Below are 16,275 nucleotides of genomic sequence, written 5' to 3' on the forward strand. Positions count from 1 at the left end.
TAAATTAATCAAGCTTGGAAAGCTCTGCTTTCAGTTTCTCAATTTTTTCCACAGGGGTGGGGTCTACTCCATGGTAGAGCGCCAGATATACACTGGTTATATCTCCGGTGTACAGGGTTGACAGCGCCCGGGCAAACCTGCTTTTACCCTTTACCGGAACCTCTATCACCTTCCCCAGATTATCCTCAATCAGCTTTCTGGTGGCCTCTATGCGGGCCTCGATCCTCTTATTGCCCTGCTGCTGGGTGAAGATTATCAATACAAAATTTTTTGTTACCGGTGCCAGCCTGTCCCAGCCCACGGTTTCATTATGGTTAAGCTCCGGAAACTGTGCCCAGAAACAGGGGGTCTTGGCATTTTCATTTATCTCGCATTTCCACCGGTAGGCAATAGGCCCAAGATACCCTTCCTGGCCGTATACCACCGGCAGCCGGTCTCCTATCATCACTGCCAGTTGCTTGGCGTAATTTTTTTCATAGGGGTTGTTGCGGTTAAATTGCCGGCCCAGCTGTTTAACCATATCCAGGCCTTCCTGTATATCCCCGGCATCAGTATCAATTAAGCCCAGCCTGCCCAGGGCCATATAAGCGGGCATAAACAGATATCCAAAAGCTCCCCGGGGCTGGTAGCCGGAGGGCAGGCTTATAAGGGAGACATCATCATAATCCGCCGCCAGCTGTTTCAGCTTTCCTCCTGAGGTTATAAACAGCATGGCTGCCCCGATGCCGGCTGCCTGCTTTACACAGGAAATAGTCTCTTCGGTATTTCCGGAATAACTGGAAGCTACCACCAGCCAGTCCTTGGTAACATAGGCGGGCAGATTATAGCCTTTTACCGCTACCAGATTCACCCCGGCGCTGTGGGCAGCCAGGGAAGCAATTATGTCCCCGCTGATGCCGGAGCCTCCCATCCCCACAAACACCAGGCCTGAATATTTCTTGCCGGCAATCTGGCTTAAATCAGCTGCTTCAGCAATTTTTTGGCCTTCCAGCAATTGGTTATAAAAATTTTCCTCAACCTCAAGCATCCCCTGGGGGTCCAGTTGCTCAATTTTATTTATATCATCCAATGTATTCAAATTAATAACACCTGCCTTTATTTATACTACAAACTTTTACCCTAATATTCCATCAATAACTTTTTTACCTGTCTTCAGCAGCCCTTTCAGTTTTTGGGCACTGCTGCTTTCTGCATACAGCCTTACCACTGCCTCGGTGCCTGAAGGCCTTATCATCAGCCAGCTGCCGTCCCCGGTTATATATTTGTAGCCGTCAATGGTCACCACCTTGTCTATCTGCAGTGATTCTATGGGTGCCGGCACCCTTTTATCCAGAAGCTGGGACAGCCTGCTCTTCTGATCCCTGGTTACTTCCATATCTATCCGGTCATAAACAAAATAGCCAAACCGCTCATAGATATCATCAAGTATCCGGCTGATGGATTTTTGTTTCAAGCTGGCTATCTCCACCAGCTTAAGGCCCATAAGCATGCCGTCTCTTTCCGGTATGTTTCCATAGCACCACAGCCCGCCGCTTTCTTCTCCTCCCATAATTACATTGCCTTCCATTATCTTCTGGCCAATGTATTTAAATCCTATGGGGGTGGTTACCAGCTCCAGGCCGTAATGGTCACATATGCGGTCAATTATGGAGGAAGTAGAGACAGTTTTCACTACCCTGCCTTCAAGCTTGCGGTCACCGGCTAGATGGTCAAGCACTACCGCAAAGATATGGTGGCTGCTGATATAGCTTCCATCTCCGGCTAAAGCGCCTATGCGGTCAGCATCCCCGTCAAGGCATATGGCCATATCCAGGTTATGGCTGGCCAGATACTGCCGGGCCTGATTAAGGTTTTCGCCAATAGGTTCGGGAGCCAGTCCGCCAAAGGAAGGGTTTATTTCCGAATGTATCTCTGCAACCTCACTTTTTACCAGGCTGCTTACAATATCGCGGTAAATCTTCTGTCCTGCCCCGTACATGGGGTCTATAAGCAACCCAAAATTATATTTCTTTATAACCTCGGTGTCCACCAGGCCCAGTATATGGTCCCGGTAGCCAGAGATAAAGTCTTCACTGGTGATATTCTGCTCCGGGTTAGCGCTGTCCCGGGCCAGGCAGCGATAAAAAAGGCCGTCAGCTATGCCCCGGTTTACCCTCTTTTCGATTTTTTCTATGATATCCATGGTAGCGGAACCGCCATAAGGGCCCTTCACCTTGTACCCGTTATACATATAGGGATTATGGCTGGCAGTTATCATGATTCCCAGGTCCGCGCCGCGGTCCACCACTGCATGGGAAAGCACCGGGGTAGGGACAGCAGTCTCCGATATCATGGTCTTAACCTGGTTGGCCCCGAATACATCACCGGCAATATGGGCAAACCGGTCCGATAAGAACCTGGTATCATAGCCAATAACTATCTTGCGCCGGTCGCTATCAATATTTGCTTTATGCTCCAGGTATTCGCATACTCCCTGGGTTACCACTTTTACATTTTCAAAGGTAAACTGGTCAGCTATTACATCTCTCCACCCATCAGTGCCGAACTGGATGCTTTTTTCATTCATGTTAATACTTTCTATACTAGTTTTTTTAACCTATTATAATCATACTCTACCATTATTTTAACCAGCTGCTCAAAATCTACCTCCGGCTTCCAGCCCAGAACCTCCCTGGCTTTTGAAGAGTCGCCCACCAGGAGATCAACCTCGGCCGGACGCAAAAACCGGGGGTCAACTTTTACATATTTTTCCCAGTCCAGGTCAAGACAGCTGAAGGCAGCCTCCACCCATTCTTTTACCGTATGGGTGTGGTCGGTGGATACCACATAGTCAGAAGGACTGTCCTGCTGCAGCATCATCCACATGGCCTGCACATAATCTCGGGCATAACCCCAGTCTCTCTTGGAATCCAGGTTGCCCAGGTAAAGGGCATCGGACAGCCCTAACTTTATCCTGGCCACCCCATCGGTTACCTTCTTGGTTACAAATTCAAGCCCCCTGCGGGGTGATTCATGGTTAAACAGGATTCCGCAGCAGGCAAACAGGTCATAGCTTTCCCGGTAATTAACGGTTATATAATGACCGTAAGCTTTGGCCACCCCATAAGGGCTCCGGGGGTAAAAAGGAGTATCCTCATTCTGGGGTACCTCCCTGACCTTGCCAAACATCTCTGAACTGGATGCCTGGTAATACTTTATATCCTTACCCATATTTTTTAATCCTTCCAGCATCCTGGTAACCCCCAGCCCGGTAAATTCTCCGGTAAGCACCGGCTGTTTCCAGGAGGTGGGAACAAAAGACATAGCTGCCAGGTTGTAGATTTCATCAGGATCAGATTCTTTTATGGCATTAACAATAGAAAGCTGGTCCAAAAGGTCTGCCTGCACAAATTTTATCTTATGCTTAATATGTTCAATCCTGTACAGGTTTTCTACCGAAGACCTCCTTATCATCCCATAAACTTCGTATCCCTTGTCCAATAGAAGTTCTGCCAGATAAGAACCGTCCTGGCCGGTTATGCCGGTAATCAATGCTCTCAATTTGTTCACCTCTCGCTTTTAGTTTTAAATCAATTAGAATTGTATTTGGCCTGATTGTATCCTGGAATTTATACAGATCTTTATTCCATTTTTAAGTACATTGTTTTTAGCAATTACACTGTTGTCCCCGATTAAAGAAATGCCTTCCACCCTGACATTTTCATTTATTTTTACATTTTTGGATAATATGGAATTCTTTATTACTGAATCCTTGCCCACCCTGCAGTTGTTAAATAATATGCTGCCGGAAATTTCTGCCCCTGCGCTTATATAGCAGTTATCCCCTATAACCGTGAGGGGAAGAATTCTGGCTCCCGGCTCAATTATGGTGCCATGGCCGATTACCACTGGCCCGGAAGCAAAATTGGAATCATCGTACTTGGCCTTGTCGGCAATATAGATACCGGGTTTCTTCCGGGGATAGGGAAAATCAAAATCAATCTTCTGGTCCAGAATGTCATGATGGGCGGCCAGATATTTTTCCGGAGTTCCCACGTCCAGCCAGTAGGTCTCGGAACGGAAGCCGTAAATATTGTATCCTTCAGCCAGGGCCTTGGGAAACAGGCCTCGCTCAAAGGAATAATTGACTCCTTCCGGAACCATATCCATTACCCGGGGCTCTATGATATAGGTGCCGGCATTGATAAGGTCGGTGGTTATTTCTTCCTCACTGGGTTTTTCCAGAAACTCTGTAACCCTTCCGTCTTTGTCAATAGGTACCAGCCCATAGGCGGAAGGATCCTCTACCGGAGTAAGGGAGATGGTTATATCTGACTTCTTCTGCTCATGGTAACCTATCATATCTGTAAGGTTCAGGGAGGTAAGAATGTCTCCGTTAAACACCATAAATCTTTCTCCTCCCAGATATTTTTCTACATTCTTTACCGCGCCGCAGGTTCCCAGCGGGCTGTCTTCTACTACATAGGTTATATTTACTCCCAGCCTGGAACCGTCGCCAAAATAATTCTTGAACACAGAGGGCAGGTAACCGGTGGAAAAAATGATATCTTTTATACCATGGGATTTAAGCCTGTCTATAAAGTTGTGCATAAAGGGTCGGTTTACCAATGGAAGCATGGGTTTGGGGTTCAGGTAAGTAATCGGTCTCAGCCTGGTTCCCTTACCTCCTACCAGTATTACTGCTTTCACTTTTAGCTCCTCTCCTCTTTTTTTACTTTATCTCTCCACCAGTTCAGGGTATCTGCAAGCGATTGTTCAAGCCGGTAGCCGGGCTGCCAGCCGGTATCAGCCTTAAGCCTGCTGTTGTCCCCATATATAGAGGGTATATCTATGGGCCTGAATTTTTTTTCATCTATCTTTACCTCAATACGGTCACTGGCAGTACTCAGCCCTATAAGTGTTCCCAGTATATCCGCTATTTTTATCTTCTTGCCGCTGCATACATTGTATGCCTGGCCATTTTTCCCTTTTTCCAGGATCGAAATGTAAGCGGCCACCACATCCCTGACATCCAGAAAATCACGGTATGCCTCCAGATTACCCACCTTTATTACCGGATCGGTTCTGCCCTGCTCTATTCCGGCTATCTGCCGGGCAAAGTCACTGCATACAAATCTGTCCGACTGGCCGGGGCCCATATGGTTAAAAGAACGGGTAACCAGTACATTTAGCCGGTAAGCCTTGCTGTAGGTAAGAGCAAAAAAATCAAGGGCTGCCTTGCTTATGGCATAGGGATTCTGGGGAAAGATAGGAAACTTTTCATCTATGGCCTGCTGCTGGTCCGGTTCCCCGTACTCCTCTGCGGTACATACCGCCAGCACCCGGCAGCCGGGTCTATGCCTTTTGACCGAATTGAGCAGGTTTACACCCCCGAACACATTGGTGCTGAAAGTATCTATGGGGTTTTCCCAGGAATGGGATACCGATGCCTGGGCAGCCAGATGGTAGATCCGGTCCGGCTTAAACTCTTCTATCAGGCCGTCCACTTTATCTCCGCTGGTCAGGTCAATATCTCTGGACTGAATCCGGGAATCTATATTGTCTGGATTTATATCTATTCCTAAAATCTTGTGATTTTGTTCTAGCAGCAGCCCGGCCAGATGCCTGCCCACAAAACCCGCTGCCCCGGTTATTATTATATTCAAAAGTAAATACTCCTAAATCTGTAGCCTGAAAAATATATAAACCATTTTAATATAAAAAGCAAACTATACAAACTAAAATTAAACACCGGATGATTTTGTAAATATTTTTTTAAAAAAAGTAAACAAAAACCTGAGTACCAGAACCATCAGAAGAAGGGGGAGAAAAATTACCCTCCAGTTATTCCGATGATGCTTTAAGTAGAAATAGAATACGCTTTTCTGCATCCTGAAAGATGCCCTTATATCCCTGCCCCGGCTGCTGCCCCCCACATGGTGAAGAACCTGGCTGTAAGGATAATAGTAAACCTTCCATCCCTTTTTCCACATACGGTAGCACAGGTCCAGATCTTCTACATACATAAAATACTTTTCATCCAGCAGCCCCACCTGGTCTAAGGCCTGCCTGCGGATAGCCATGCAGGACCCTGACACCCAGTCCACAGTCAACGGTCTGCTTTTATCCATTCCTTCCAGCTTATAGCCTCTGGTAAAAGGGTTATTGGGATAAACCGCTACCAGCAGACTGTGCAAAGCGGCATTGAACATGGAGGGAAACCTGCGGCAGGAGGGCTGCAGGGTGCCATCGCTGTTTATGATTTTTGGCCCGGCTATAGCTGCTTCCTCCTGGCTTTCCAAAAAATCAATCAAACCTTTCACAGCACCGGGGTAAACCTGGCAGTCGCTGTTTATAAGGATTATATAATCTGAATCAAATGCTTTAACAACCTTGTTGTTGGCAGCAGCAAAACCTATATTTTCAGTACCGGCTATCAGCTCTACCCACCGGTAGCGGCTGCTTATATATTCTGCAGTGCCATCGCTGGAAGCATTGTCCACCACCACCGTCCTGCAGCTGAATCCAGGCGGGTTTTCTTTTATTGATTGCAGTAAATCTAGCACATAGTTAAGGCTGTTGTAACTGACTATGCTTATCAGCAGTTTAGTTTTTTCTTTGTTTTCTGGCAATAGTGCAATAATCTTTTTTACTGTATTTTAATATATTTAGGCCGCTACCGCCATAATCAACTTGGAGCCAGAAGCAAACCAATGCTTTCCTTTGCCAGTTTGGCCCAGTCGGTGCTGTGGGGATCAAGCATTCCCTGTACCATAAACCCTATGGTAAGGGAAAAAAGGGTCTTGGAACAGTCCTCTACGTTTACTTTTCTTATAGATCCCTGCTTTATTCCCTGTTCTACCACGTAACTAAAAAAAGATGTGAACTTCTCATGGGTCCTCCGGCTTATGGAGTTAAGCTGGGGATCGCTTAACCCTTTAACATAAAGCTCTAAGAACAGGTTAAGCTGGCCCTTCACTTTGGTAAAGGCCGGTTTCATGGATTCAGGCAGGCTCATAAGCAGCTCCAAAAAGTTGACCTGGCCTTCTTCTATGGGGCCTATCTGCCGGGCCACTTCCTCTATCCATTTATCCATCAGTATAAGCATAAGCTGCTGTTTGCTTTTAAAATGGTGGTAGAAAGCGCCCTTGCTTATACCCGCCTGGCTGCATATGTCCTCAACCCCGCTTTCATTAAATCCCTTGTCTGAAAATACCTCTGCTGCAGCGCTTATGATGCTGCTCCGGGTATCTATCCTTCTCTGTTCCTGGGTCATGGTACCGTCCTGGCTACATAATTGCTAAGTTCGCTGCCTTTCAGCAGCTTAATTTTATCCCTTACCTTTTCCCGGTAAGAAGATACGTAATATACGGCAGGGCCGCTTCCGGCAAGGTGCAGGGGGGTTATGCCCAGCGATTTGAGTTTATCCATCCAGTAGCCAAACTTCTCAAACTCCCGCTCATATACCAGCTCAAACACATTGAACAGGCCGGCCTGGAAATTATTGCCCGACTGCCTGGTAATCTTGCCCAGAAGTTTATTGCTGTATTCTCCTCCGGTGTAATGGCCGGAATTTATATAGGAATAGAGCCTGGCTGTTTTATTGGGCATACTCAATGGCAGCAGTATTACTGCCATCCACTTGGTGTCCACCGCCTCCAGTTTCTCTACCTTTTCTCCCCTTCCCTTAACCATACAGGTGCCCCCGTATATAAAGTAGGGGACATCCGACCCTATTTTAGCTCCCAGCCCCAGCAGTTCCTCCAGGGTGAGCCCCAGTTTCCATAACTGGTTCAGGCCCCTCAGGGTTGCAGCAGCATCGCTGGAGCCCCCTCCCAGACCAGCAGCTGAAGGTATGTTCTTTCTAAGCTGTATCAATGCTCCTCCGGGGTAACCTGTTTCCTGCTTGAGCAGCAGTGCTGCCCGGTATACCAGGTTATCAAATAAATAATTGTTATTATCCTCCCCGAAAAGCATATCTTTTTCAGGGAGGCCTGAATATTCGGGTACCACCTGAATCCAGTCATTTTCCCAGAAAGTCAAAACATCACATATATCAATAGTCTGCATTACCGATTCAATATCATGATAGCCGTCATTCCTTTTACCTATAATTTCCAGGGTCAGGTTTACCTTTGCCGGAGCTATTTCACATATCATACCCATAACCTACAACCTTATAATCCTTTCCGCTTCTTCTTCATCCACTTCGGTATCCACACATCCATCCTTGGTAAGGGGCATGGTGACTATCACCGGCAGCTTCCTTATCTTATACTGGCTGAGGGTATCTGCTACCGCGCATACCCCTTCCTCCAGTTCCTTGTAGCAGGCAATGGCTACTATCCCCTTGGGCTTTTTTTTCTTTATATACTTTAAGGCCATGGACCCTCCCGGGGCAATGCATACCCCTTTATAGCCCAGCTCTTGGGCTAGTATCCTTAATCTTCCAATAGTGCACCGGTTGGGGCAGTCATCCCTGCATTCCAGTCCCTGTTTTCCCACCCTGGCCCCGCATAGCTGGGAGGGCCTCAAACAATGGGATATAAGCAGCACCCTGTCCCGGGGACTGATAGCGGCCAGGTTTTCTTCCTTATGGCTTCTGCCGGTTTTCATATCTTGTTTTTCCATATTATCCGCCCCCATTACTTATTATTTTTTAATTTCCTGTACTCTGCCAGAGCCATAAGAGGAAAATAATCTTTATAGAGCTCATATTTTAAATAGAAAGCCCGGGGGAAACCTCCTCCGGTATAATATTTTTCACTCCAGCTGCCATCCTCATTCTGGGAAGATATAAGGTAATCTATACCCCTGTCCACCTGGCTGCATAAGCCCCTGGAGGCCATAAGGCCCAGCAGGGCCCAGGCAGTCTGGGAAGCAGTGCTCTTGCCCAGGGGCTGGTAACATCCGGCTTCATAAGACTGACAGCTTTCACCCCAGCCGCCGTCATCATTCTGTATCATGATAAACCAGTCGACAGCTTTTGCAATATTTTTGGTTATGCTGCTGGTGTTATCCAGACCCAGAGCAGCAGTTGCCTGAAGCACCTTGCTGGAACCGTAAATATAATTTACGCCCCACCGGCCATACCAGCTTCCGTCTGGTTCCTGGGATCTCTTTAAATATCTTAAGGCCCGGGCTATGGGGCCGATTTCGCCGGTATAGCCCAGCCTGGCCAACACCCAGAGCACATGGGCAGTTATATCCGGACTGCCAAAATCAAGGGGGGTAATAAAATCGGCAAAAGGAATATCTCTCAAGATCCTCTTATTGTTGTCCCGGTCAAAAGCAGCCCAGCTCCCGTCCTTGTTCTGCATGTCCAGCACCCAGTCAATACCGCGGCTGACAGCCTGCTGTTTGTAGTCCGGATCTTTTCCAGACAGGCTTAAAGCCATGCTGACTATAGCGGTGTCGTCTATATCCGGGTAATACTTGTTTTCAAATTCAAAAGACCAGCAGCCAGGGCTGGTACGGGGATTATTCACCTTCCAGTCCCCTTCCTCGGTAACCTGCTTGGCCAACAGCCATTCTTCCGCCTTTAAAATCTGGGGGGCATCAGCATCTATGCCAGAATCCCTTAGACCAATAACCGCCCAGGCGGTATCCCATACCGGCGAGGTGGCCGGCTGCAGTACAATATGCCTGGACCCCTCGGCAATAAAGTCATCCAGGCCCTTCAATCCTTTGGCCATAACCGGATGGCTGCTGCTGTATCCCTGTATGTTTAAAGCTATCAGTGAAAACAGCCACGGAAGCATTATTCCTCCCCAGCTGCCGTCATTCTCCTGGCGCTCTATAATCCATTTTTCCACCTTTTTTATGGCCGGCTGGCGGCCTATCTTGAATTTCTTGGGCAGCCGGTCCCATACTTTAAAGGCCCGGTTAAACAACAAGAATAAATTACCCAGTGAATAAAGATGGGGACTGCTGTATGAATCAGGATTCTTAATCTTGTTCTTATCCCGGTACAGCTCAAAAACGGTCTGGCCTGGGGAAAGGCGGTGCACCGGTTTCTTGGCTATTATTATGGAAAAAGCCATAATGGTAGACCTGGTCCAGCTGGCAAAATCATATATATTTATGGGAAACCACCGGGGAAGGTAAATTATCTCCGGGGGTATCTCCGGTATGGCCTTCCAGCTGTACTGGCCAAAAAGCGCCAGAATTATTTTGGTATAGGTGTTGGCGGCCTCTATGCCTCCCTGGTCCAGTATGAACTTCCTGGCCCTGGACATCTGTCCGTTATCCGGCTCCAGGCCCAAAAATTTAAGCCCGAAATAAGTCTGTATGGTAACATCCAGGCTTCCCTTTCCCCCATAGAACATGCTCCAGGAACCGTCGCTGTTCTGATGATCTAAAAGATAGGCCAGAGCCTTCTTTTCCTTGCCCAGATTCTCTATTCCTAAAAACCTTATCAGAGGTATAAAACCGCTTACCACTGAAACGTCTGCCTCCAGCAGACCTATCCAGTATCCTTCCTCATCCTGGCGGGACAACAGGTAGCCCTGGGACCTCTCTATATGGTCTGATATCTTCTCGGTATCAAGGCCTAACATAGCCCTCCTCCTTAAACCAGTTAATGGATTTAACAAAAGCCTGTTGCACCGGGCCCGGTTTCAGCCCCAGCTCTTCCCTGGCTTTACTGCAATCAAAGAACCTCTTTTTGGCAGCAGTTTTTACCGCAGCCAGAGGAATCTTTGGATGCCTTTTCAATATTTTGCCGCTTATAAACTGATCGGCACATGCCGCACCCATAGCCACCCAGAAAGGTATCTGGGTCTTTGGCGGCTTCCTGCCGGAAATAGCAGCCACTGTTTCCAGGATCTGTTTTAGGGTCATATTCTCATTTCCCAGTATATAACTCTGGCCGTACTTCCCCTGGTGGTAGGCCAGTACATGCCCGTAAGCCACATCCTCCACATCAATAACATTAAGACCGGTATTGACATAGGCGGGCATGCCCCCGTTTAAGAAATCAAGCACAATCTTACCGGTGGGGGTAGGCTTGATATCCCTGGCGCCTATGGGGGCAGTAGGGTTTACAATCACAATAGGCCAGCCCTGCTGGCATAATTTGGCCACTTCCATCTCCGCCAGGACCTTGGATCTTTTGTAATGGCTGTACACATCCTGGGGCCGGTTAAGCCTGCCCTCTACTCCCAGGGACATATTTTTGTCTATGGCAATAGTAGACTCGCTGCTGGTATAAACAATTTTTTTAACCCCCGCCTGCAGGGCTGCTTCCATAATATTTTTAGTACCTTCCACATTAACCTGGTAGGGAAGCCTTGCATCCCTGCACCAGAAACTGTAGGAGGCGGCCACATGAAACAGCGCATCGCAGCCTTTAACCGCCTGAGCCAGAGACTGTTTATGGGTAAGGTCGCCATAACACAATTCAACCTCAAGGTTCTCCAAATTACGCTGGCTGCTCTGCTGCCTGACCAGCACCCTTACCTCAAATCCCTCCTGTATCAGTTTTTCTGCCACATGGCTGCCTATAAAACCGGTAGCCCCGGTAACCAGCGCCTTCATATTATTTTCTCCCGGTAAAATTCCATTTTGCCAGTTTGAGCATATCCGAAAAATTCTTCTTGCCCAGAATGGAGCTGGCCTCATAACCGCTGTGCACCATACAGTGCTCGCATCGGGGATCCCTGCCTCTGCCATACCTGTCCCAGGGGGTTTGTTCTATAAGCTGGCGGTAACTGGGATAATGTTTGTCGGTTATAAGGTAGCAGGGACTCTTCCAGCCCCGGGGATTAACCGTGGGGTTAGCCCAGGGTACACAGTCCAGCTCCCTTTTGCCCTGGAGAAAATCCCAGTAGATGGGGGTATTGTATAATCTTATGGAATCAAGATTGCTGTATATGGCCTTAAACAGCCGGTAAGTTTTTTCCCGGGGTAAAAATATATCATCCTCCACTTCCTTATAACTGAAAGCGGGGGAAACCATTATCCCGTCTGTGCCTATTTCTTTCAGCTGCCTGAACAGACCGGTTATCTCTTCTATATTGCTCTGGTTGTACACGGTGGTATTGGTCCTTACCGCAAACCCCTGCTTCTTGGCCTTTTTTATGGCTGCTACCGCCGTGTCAAAAACATTTATATTTCCCGCCATGTGGTTATGGGTCTGCTTGAGCCCGTCCAGATGTATTACCAGGCTCAACCCTGGATGGGGCTTTATTTCATCCAAAAAACCCTCCATCAGCAGTCCATTGCTGCACAGATACACGAAGTACCCTTCATCCAGCAAGCCTTCTACTATCTGTTTTATCTGTGGATGCAGCAGAGGCTCTCCCCCGGTTACCGATACAATAGGAGCGCCAGCCTGCCGGGCCGCATCCAGGCATTGTTCTGTATCCATGGTCTGGTCAAATATATCTTTGTACTCTTTAATCCTTCCGCAGCCCTTGCATTTTAAGTTACACTTAAACAATGGCTCCAGCATAAGCACAAAGGGAAATTTCTGGTTGCCCCGGGCCAGATTTCTTCTTATATGTGAAACCAGCCGCATGGATAATCTGGCTGAATAAATCAACTGGGAACCTCCTTGATCAGGTACTTAGTATTTTTAAGGCTCCAAATATCGGCTGCGCCTATGCCAAACATGGCAATCCTCAAGCCCATTTCTATCTCATGTATAAAGTTCAGGGCGCAATCTACTGAATCATTTACAGCCCTTAACAGCGGCAGTCCTATACCCGCCACATCTGCACCCAGGGCAATGCATTTGGCCGCTTCCAGGCCATTCCTTATGCCTCCGGAGGCTATAAGGGGGATACTTTTTGAAGCCGTCCTCACTCTGATGATGGAATCGGCGGTGGGTATGCCCCAGCGGCTAAACTGTGAGGCTATCTTTTTCAAGACTTCATCCCTGCTTCTTATTTTTTCTATTTTTACCCAGGAGGTGCCGCCGCTTCCTCCAACATCTATAGCGGCAACCCCGGCCTCTATCAGTTTTCCGGCCGCGGTTTCATCCATGCCAAATCCCACTTCCCGGACTATTACCGGAAAGTCGGCCTGTCGGCAAATCTGTCCAATCTTTTCTGCCAGCCGGCTAAAATCATGGTTGCCCTCATTCTGGAAAGCCTCCTGCATGCCATTTAAGTGCAGGCACAAACCGTCTGCTGCTATCATTTCCACTGCCTGTCGGCACTGGTCTATCCCATAGCCGTAGTTCAGCTGTACCGCTCCCAAATTGGCCAGCAGCAGAATATCCGGGGCCAGGTCCCTGACCTGGTAGGTCTCTGCCGGCATACCGTCCTCGATAGCTGTCCTCTGGGAACCAACCCCCATAACTATGCCCGCCTTCTGGGCTACCCGGGCCAGGTTACGGTTTATCTCCCTGCTTTTCTCTATTCCCCCTACCAGGGGGGATATCATCAGCGGCAGTTTTAGTTTTCTGCCCAGAAAACTGGTACTGGCATCAATAGAGGCCAGATCAACCTGGGGCAGGGCCTGGTGGATAAACCGGTAACCGGATAACCCATTGCTTCCCTGCCTGAGATTGTATTTGCTTCCCAGACTTATATTAAGATGCTCCAGTTTCCTGTCGCTGTTTGAAACCATTTTAAAATTCTCTTTTTACCAAAAACTCTGAAATCTCCAGATAATCTTTTTTAGTGTCTCCGGCCAGGGGTATCTCCTCCAATGCCTGCTGGGACTTAAGATAATAGTAATCGGCCTGCTCCTGGCAGTACTGCCTGGCTCCTGCCTGTTCCAGATAGGAAAGTATAATCTGTTTATCTTTGGTTGAAATCTCATCCTGGTTATAAATATCGGTTAAACTCTTGCTTATTTTGGGTCCGGCATTTTCCATAAGATAGACCACAGGCATTGACTTTTTTTTCTTGAGTATATCGCTTCCGCTGCTTTTGCCGGTCTTTTTATCATTTCCCCAGATGCCCAGTATGTCGTCTTTTATCTGAAAGGCCAGGCCCAGATTTTTACCCAGCATGCCAAAGGCTTCAAGCTTTTCTCCCCGGGTATGCAGGCAGGCCCCCATCATCAGGCTGGCTTCAATTAAAGCAGCAGTCTTCTTTTCAATCATGTCCAGGTAGTCATCCAGGCTTATGGTTTTTTTCTGCTCAAAACTTATATCCAGATACTGGCCTTCAATCATTTTCAGGCATGCCCGGTCCATAATGGATGCAGCCTTCATCTGGCGCTGGCAGCTTATATGGTAATTATTTAATTTGTGGACTGCCAGGCTGGCTACCATCCTCATAGCCGAGCCCGCATTTATGGCCTGGGGTTTTCCCCAGATACTCCATACTGTAGGCTTGTGCCTGCGCATTAAATCATTATCCTGGATGTCATCATGCACCAGGGAAAAATTATGTATGTATTCTATGGCTTCTGCCAGGGGCAGGGCAGGCTTAAAATCCGAGCTTAAGCTTTCACTGGCCAGCAGGCACAGGGTAGCCCGGAGATACTTTCCTCCACTGGCTTCAATCTCTCTGCCCTCGCTGTCTACCCATCCCATATGGTATCTCAGCATGTCATAGAAAGGAAGCTGCCTGGGTTTAAGGCTGCTCTTAAGCTGCTCTTCTATATAGGGCTTGTAACGGTTAAAAATCCGGGGCAATTTATCCATAGGTCTGTTCTTGCATTTTCCTTAATTTATAAAGCGGGGTATGCTCATCAATATTTACCATTTTTGAGGTAATGGGCTGTCCCTTGGCTACGTCCACAGTAAGCTCTGCACCCTCCACCATTCCCAGAGGTATCAGATCCTGGCTCCTGGCCCTGTGGTATTCCTCTATGAGCCCGTAAACGGTATAACCGCCTATGCTGTCAATAAACTCCCCTTTGGCCAGGTCCTTTTTGGCCACAGTTATCACCTGTGAACGGGGTGCACCCAGGGGGGTTATAGTTGGCTGCTGGTAAAAATAGGCCAGGGCTGCAGATAAGGGAACCTCCATGCTGGCCAGATGATAGGGCCGGTACAGAAGATAATTGGGCCCGTCGCCAAACAACAGGTATTTAAGTTCATCTTTAAGTACCTGGTTGGTGGTGGTATATACCAGAAATACTCCCGGGGCCACATCCCCTATAGCAAAATCCACTGCCGGAACCCGGTTAAGTATTCCTCCCTGCTGCCGGGAAGCAAAAATTTTGGTCAGCTGGTCCACATTGGCCTGGGGGCCATGCATGCCCCTCACATCGGGCAGTATCCCGGTAGCATTGGAAAAACAGGCCATCTCCTCCATGGATTTGGTACCGTCCACAAACGAGGTCATCATCCTGGGGTTGGCACCTTTCATTTTGCTGTAATCGGCCAGGGTAGTGGGATTGGCGCTGCGGTCCAGCGGATTGTTTTTACCCTTGCCTGCTGCCACCACTGTAAAACCCAGGGCGGTAGCAAAATCATAAAGTTCTTTTAAGGCTCCCGGCTCATCTCCGGCGCCGATAGTGTAAACCAAGCCTTTTTTGTTGGCCAGTTTCTTAATCATGGGCCCCACGGTTACGTCCGCTTCCACATTAAGGCTTACCATGTGTTTTTTGTTTTCTATGGCAGCCATGCTTATAGCTGCTCCTGCTTCGGGGCTCCCGGTAGCATCCATAACTATATCCACCTGGTCCAGCGAGGTCAGAAGCTCCAGGCTGTCAGTAAACACCATCCGGTTTTCTTTTGCTGCCAGTTCGGCCTGCGCTTTCATTTTATCCGGGGCCATACTGCCAGCACTTATTACTTCTGATTTGCCCTCGATCAGGTCATGCTGGCCCAGCCTCCGGGATATGGATTCTGCATGGCGGTTAGCTACCGCTACCACTTTCATCCCCTGCACATCTTTTATCTGGGAGAGCAGGCTTATGCCCATCTGGCCAATACCGGCCAGAGCTATATTTATGGACCGGCCCTGTTGCGCTAATTGGTTTAATCTAGTGTTTATGCCCAGCATTAACTACCGCCTTAAAATAAGTCAAAAGATAATTAAATACAATCTTAAGGTATGTATTAAAATAAAGCAAGAATTAAAATGGTAAAAAATTATCCCAGCTGACTGGCAACTGGAATAATTTTTTTACTTTTACTTAGAAGAAATTAGTTGCCTTTTTCTCTCTCGGCAGCCTCAATCATTTTCTTGGCAATTCTAAGTTCAGTCTTTCTTCTTATGTCTTCAGTGTAAACTCTAAGTTCTGCCACCAATTTGTTGTATCTTGTAATATATATGGTATCCCCCAAGTTTTCCGTAAGGTACTTGGTTAAGTTTACCCGAAGCTCATTGGTGTCTATTCTTTTTATGTCACTCATTAGTTCACCCCCAAAAAGCTTTTATATTCTGT

Annotated in this window: 16 protein-coding genes; all 16 read right to left on the minus strand. The window is 47.8% G+C overall.

The annotated features are described in order from the left end of the window. Window positions 1-4: 4 nt before the first annotated feature. On the minus strand, window positions 5-1,078 hold the full coding sequence (locus K9H14_00890) for a bifunctional phosphoglucose/phosphomannose isomerase (GenBank protein MCG9478747.1): 1,074 nt from the start codon (window positions 1,076-1,078) through the stop codon (window positions 5-7). A 36-nt stretch (window positions 1,079-1,114) separates the two neighbouring features. Beyond that, window positions 1,115-2,566, minus strand: coding sequence for a phosphoglucomutase/phosphomannomutase family protein (locus K9H14_00895; GenBank protein ID MCG9478748.1), 1,452 nt, complete (start codon window positions 2,564-2,566; stop codon window positions 1,115-1,117). An 11-nt stretch (window positions 2,567-2,577) separates the two neighbouring features. Continuing rightward, window positions 2,578-3,549, minus strand: coding sequence for a GDP-mannose 4,6-dehydratase (gene gmd, locus K9H14_00900; protein ID MCG9478749.1), 972 nt, complete (start codon window positions 3,547-3,549; stop codon window positions 2,578-2,580). 24 nt (window positions 3,550-3,573) lie between these two features. Then, window positions 3,574-4,689 (minus strand): NDP-sugar synthase, encoded by a 1,116-nt coding sequence (locus K9H14_00905; protein ID MCG9478750.1) that lies wholly within the window; start codon window positions 4,687-4,689, stop codon window positions 3,574-3,576. 2 nt (window positions 4,690-4,691) lie between these two features. Continuing rightward, window positions 4,692-5,645, minus strand: coding sequence for a GDP-mannose 4,6-dehydratase (locus tag K9H14_00910; protein ID MCG9478751.1), 954 nt, complete (start codon window positions 5,643-5,645; stop codon window positions 4,692-4,694). A 78-nt stretch (window positions 5,646-5,723) separates the two neighbouring features. Then, window positions 5,724-6,611, minus strand: coding sequence for a glycosyltransferase family 2 protein (locus tag K9H14_00915; protein ID MCG9478752.1), 888 nt, complete (start codon window positions 6,609-6,611; stop codon window positions 5,724-5,726). Between the two features lie 56 nt (window positions 6,612-6,667). After that, window positions 6,668-7,255 (minus strand): TetR/AcrR family transcriptional regulator, encoded by a 588-nt coding sequence (locus K9H14_00920; protein MCG9478753.1) that lies wholly within the window; start codon window positions 7,253-7,255, stop codon window positions 6,668-6,670. Next, on the minus strand, window positions 7,252-8,139 hold the full coding sequence (gene ispE / locus K9H14_00925; GenBank protein MCG9478754.1) for a 4-(cytidine 5'-diphospho)-2-C-methyl-D-erythritol kinase: 888 nt from the start codon (window positions 8,137-8,139) through the stop codon (window positions 7,252-7,254). Before ispE ends, K9H14_00920 begins: the two co-directional genes overlap by 4 nt. Window positions 8,140-8,148: 9 nt before the next feature. Then, window positions 8,149-8,610, minus strand: a complete 462-nt coding sequence (locus K9H14_00930) for a DUF116 domain-containing protein (protein ID MCG9478755.1) — start codon at window positions 8,608-8,610, stop codon at window positions 8,149-8,151. 14 nt (window positions 8,611-8,624) lie between these two features. Continuing rightward, entirely contained in the window at window positions 8,625-10,538 is a 1,914-nt protein-coding gene (shc, locus tag K9H14_00935; protein MCG9478756.1) for a squalene--hopene cyclase, read from the minus strand. Next, window positions 10,525-11,517, minus strand: a complete 993-nt coding sequence (locus K9H14_00940) for an NAD-dependent epimerase/dehydratase family protein (GenBank protein MCG9478757.1) — start codon at window positions 11,515-11,517, stop codon at window positions 10,525-10,527. Before K9H14_00940 ends, shc begins: the two co-directional genes overlap by 14 nt. A gap of 1 nt (window position 11,518) precedes the next feature. Further along, complete coding sequence (hpnH, locus tag K9H14_00945) at window positions 11,519-12,523, minus strand: adenosyl-hopene transferase HpnH (protein ID MCG9478758.1); 1,005 nt, start codon at window positions 12,521-12,523, stop codon at window positions 11,519-11,521. Continuing rightward, window positions 12,520-13,554 carry a type 2 isopentenyl-diphosphate Delta-isomerase gene (fni, locus tag K9H14_00950; GenBank protein MCG9478759.1) on the minus strand — a complete coding sequence of 345 codons (1,035 nt, stop codon included), beginning with the start codon at window positions 13,552-13,554 and terminating at the stop codon, window positions 12,520-12,522. Before fni ends, hpnH begins: the two co-directional genes overlap by 4 nt. A 1-nt stretch (window position 13,555) precedes the next feature. Next, window positions 13,556-14,581, minus strand: a complete 1,026-nt coding sequence (locus K9H14_00955) for a polyprenyl synthetase family protein (GenBank protein ID MCG9478760.1) — start codon at window positions 14,579-14,581, stop codon at window positions 13,556-13,558. Next, on the minus strand, window positions 14,574-15,890 hold the full coding sequence (locus K9H14_00960) for an NAD(P)-dependent oxidoreductase (protein MCG9478761.1): 1,317 nt from the start codon (window positions 15,888-15,890) through the stop codon (window positions 14,574-14,576). The genes K9H14_00955 and K9H14_00960 overlap by 8 nt, the downstream gene beginning before the upstream one ends. 143 nt (window positions 15,891-16,033) lie before the next feature. Continuing rightward, window positions 16,034-16,243, minus strand: a complete 210-nt coding sequence (locus tag K9H14_00965; protein ID MCG9478762.1) for a hypothetical protein — start codon at window positions 16,241-16,243, stop codon at window positions 16,034-16,036. Window positions 16,244-16,275 lie beyond the last annotated feature (32 nt).

This window comes from Actinomycetes bacterium (genome assembly GCA_022396035.1).
Taxonomy (GTDB): domain Bacteria; phylum Actinomycetota; class Humimicrobiia; order Humimicrobiales; family Humimicrobiaceae; genus Halolacustris.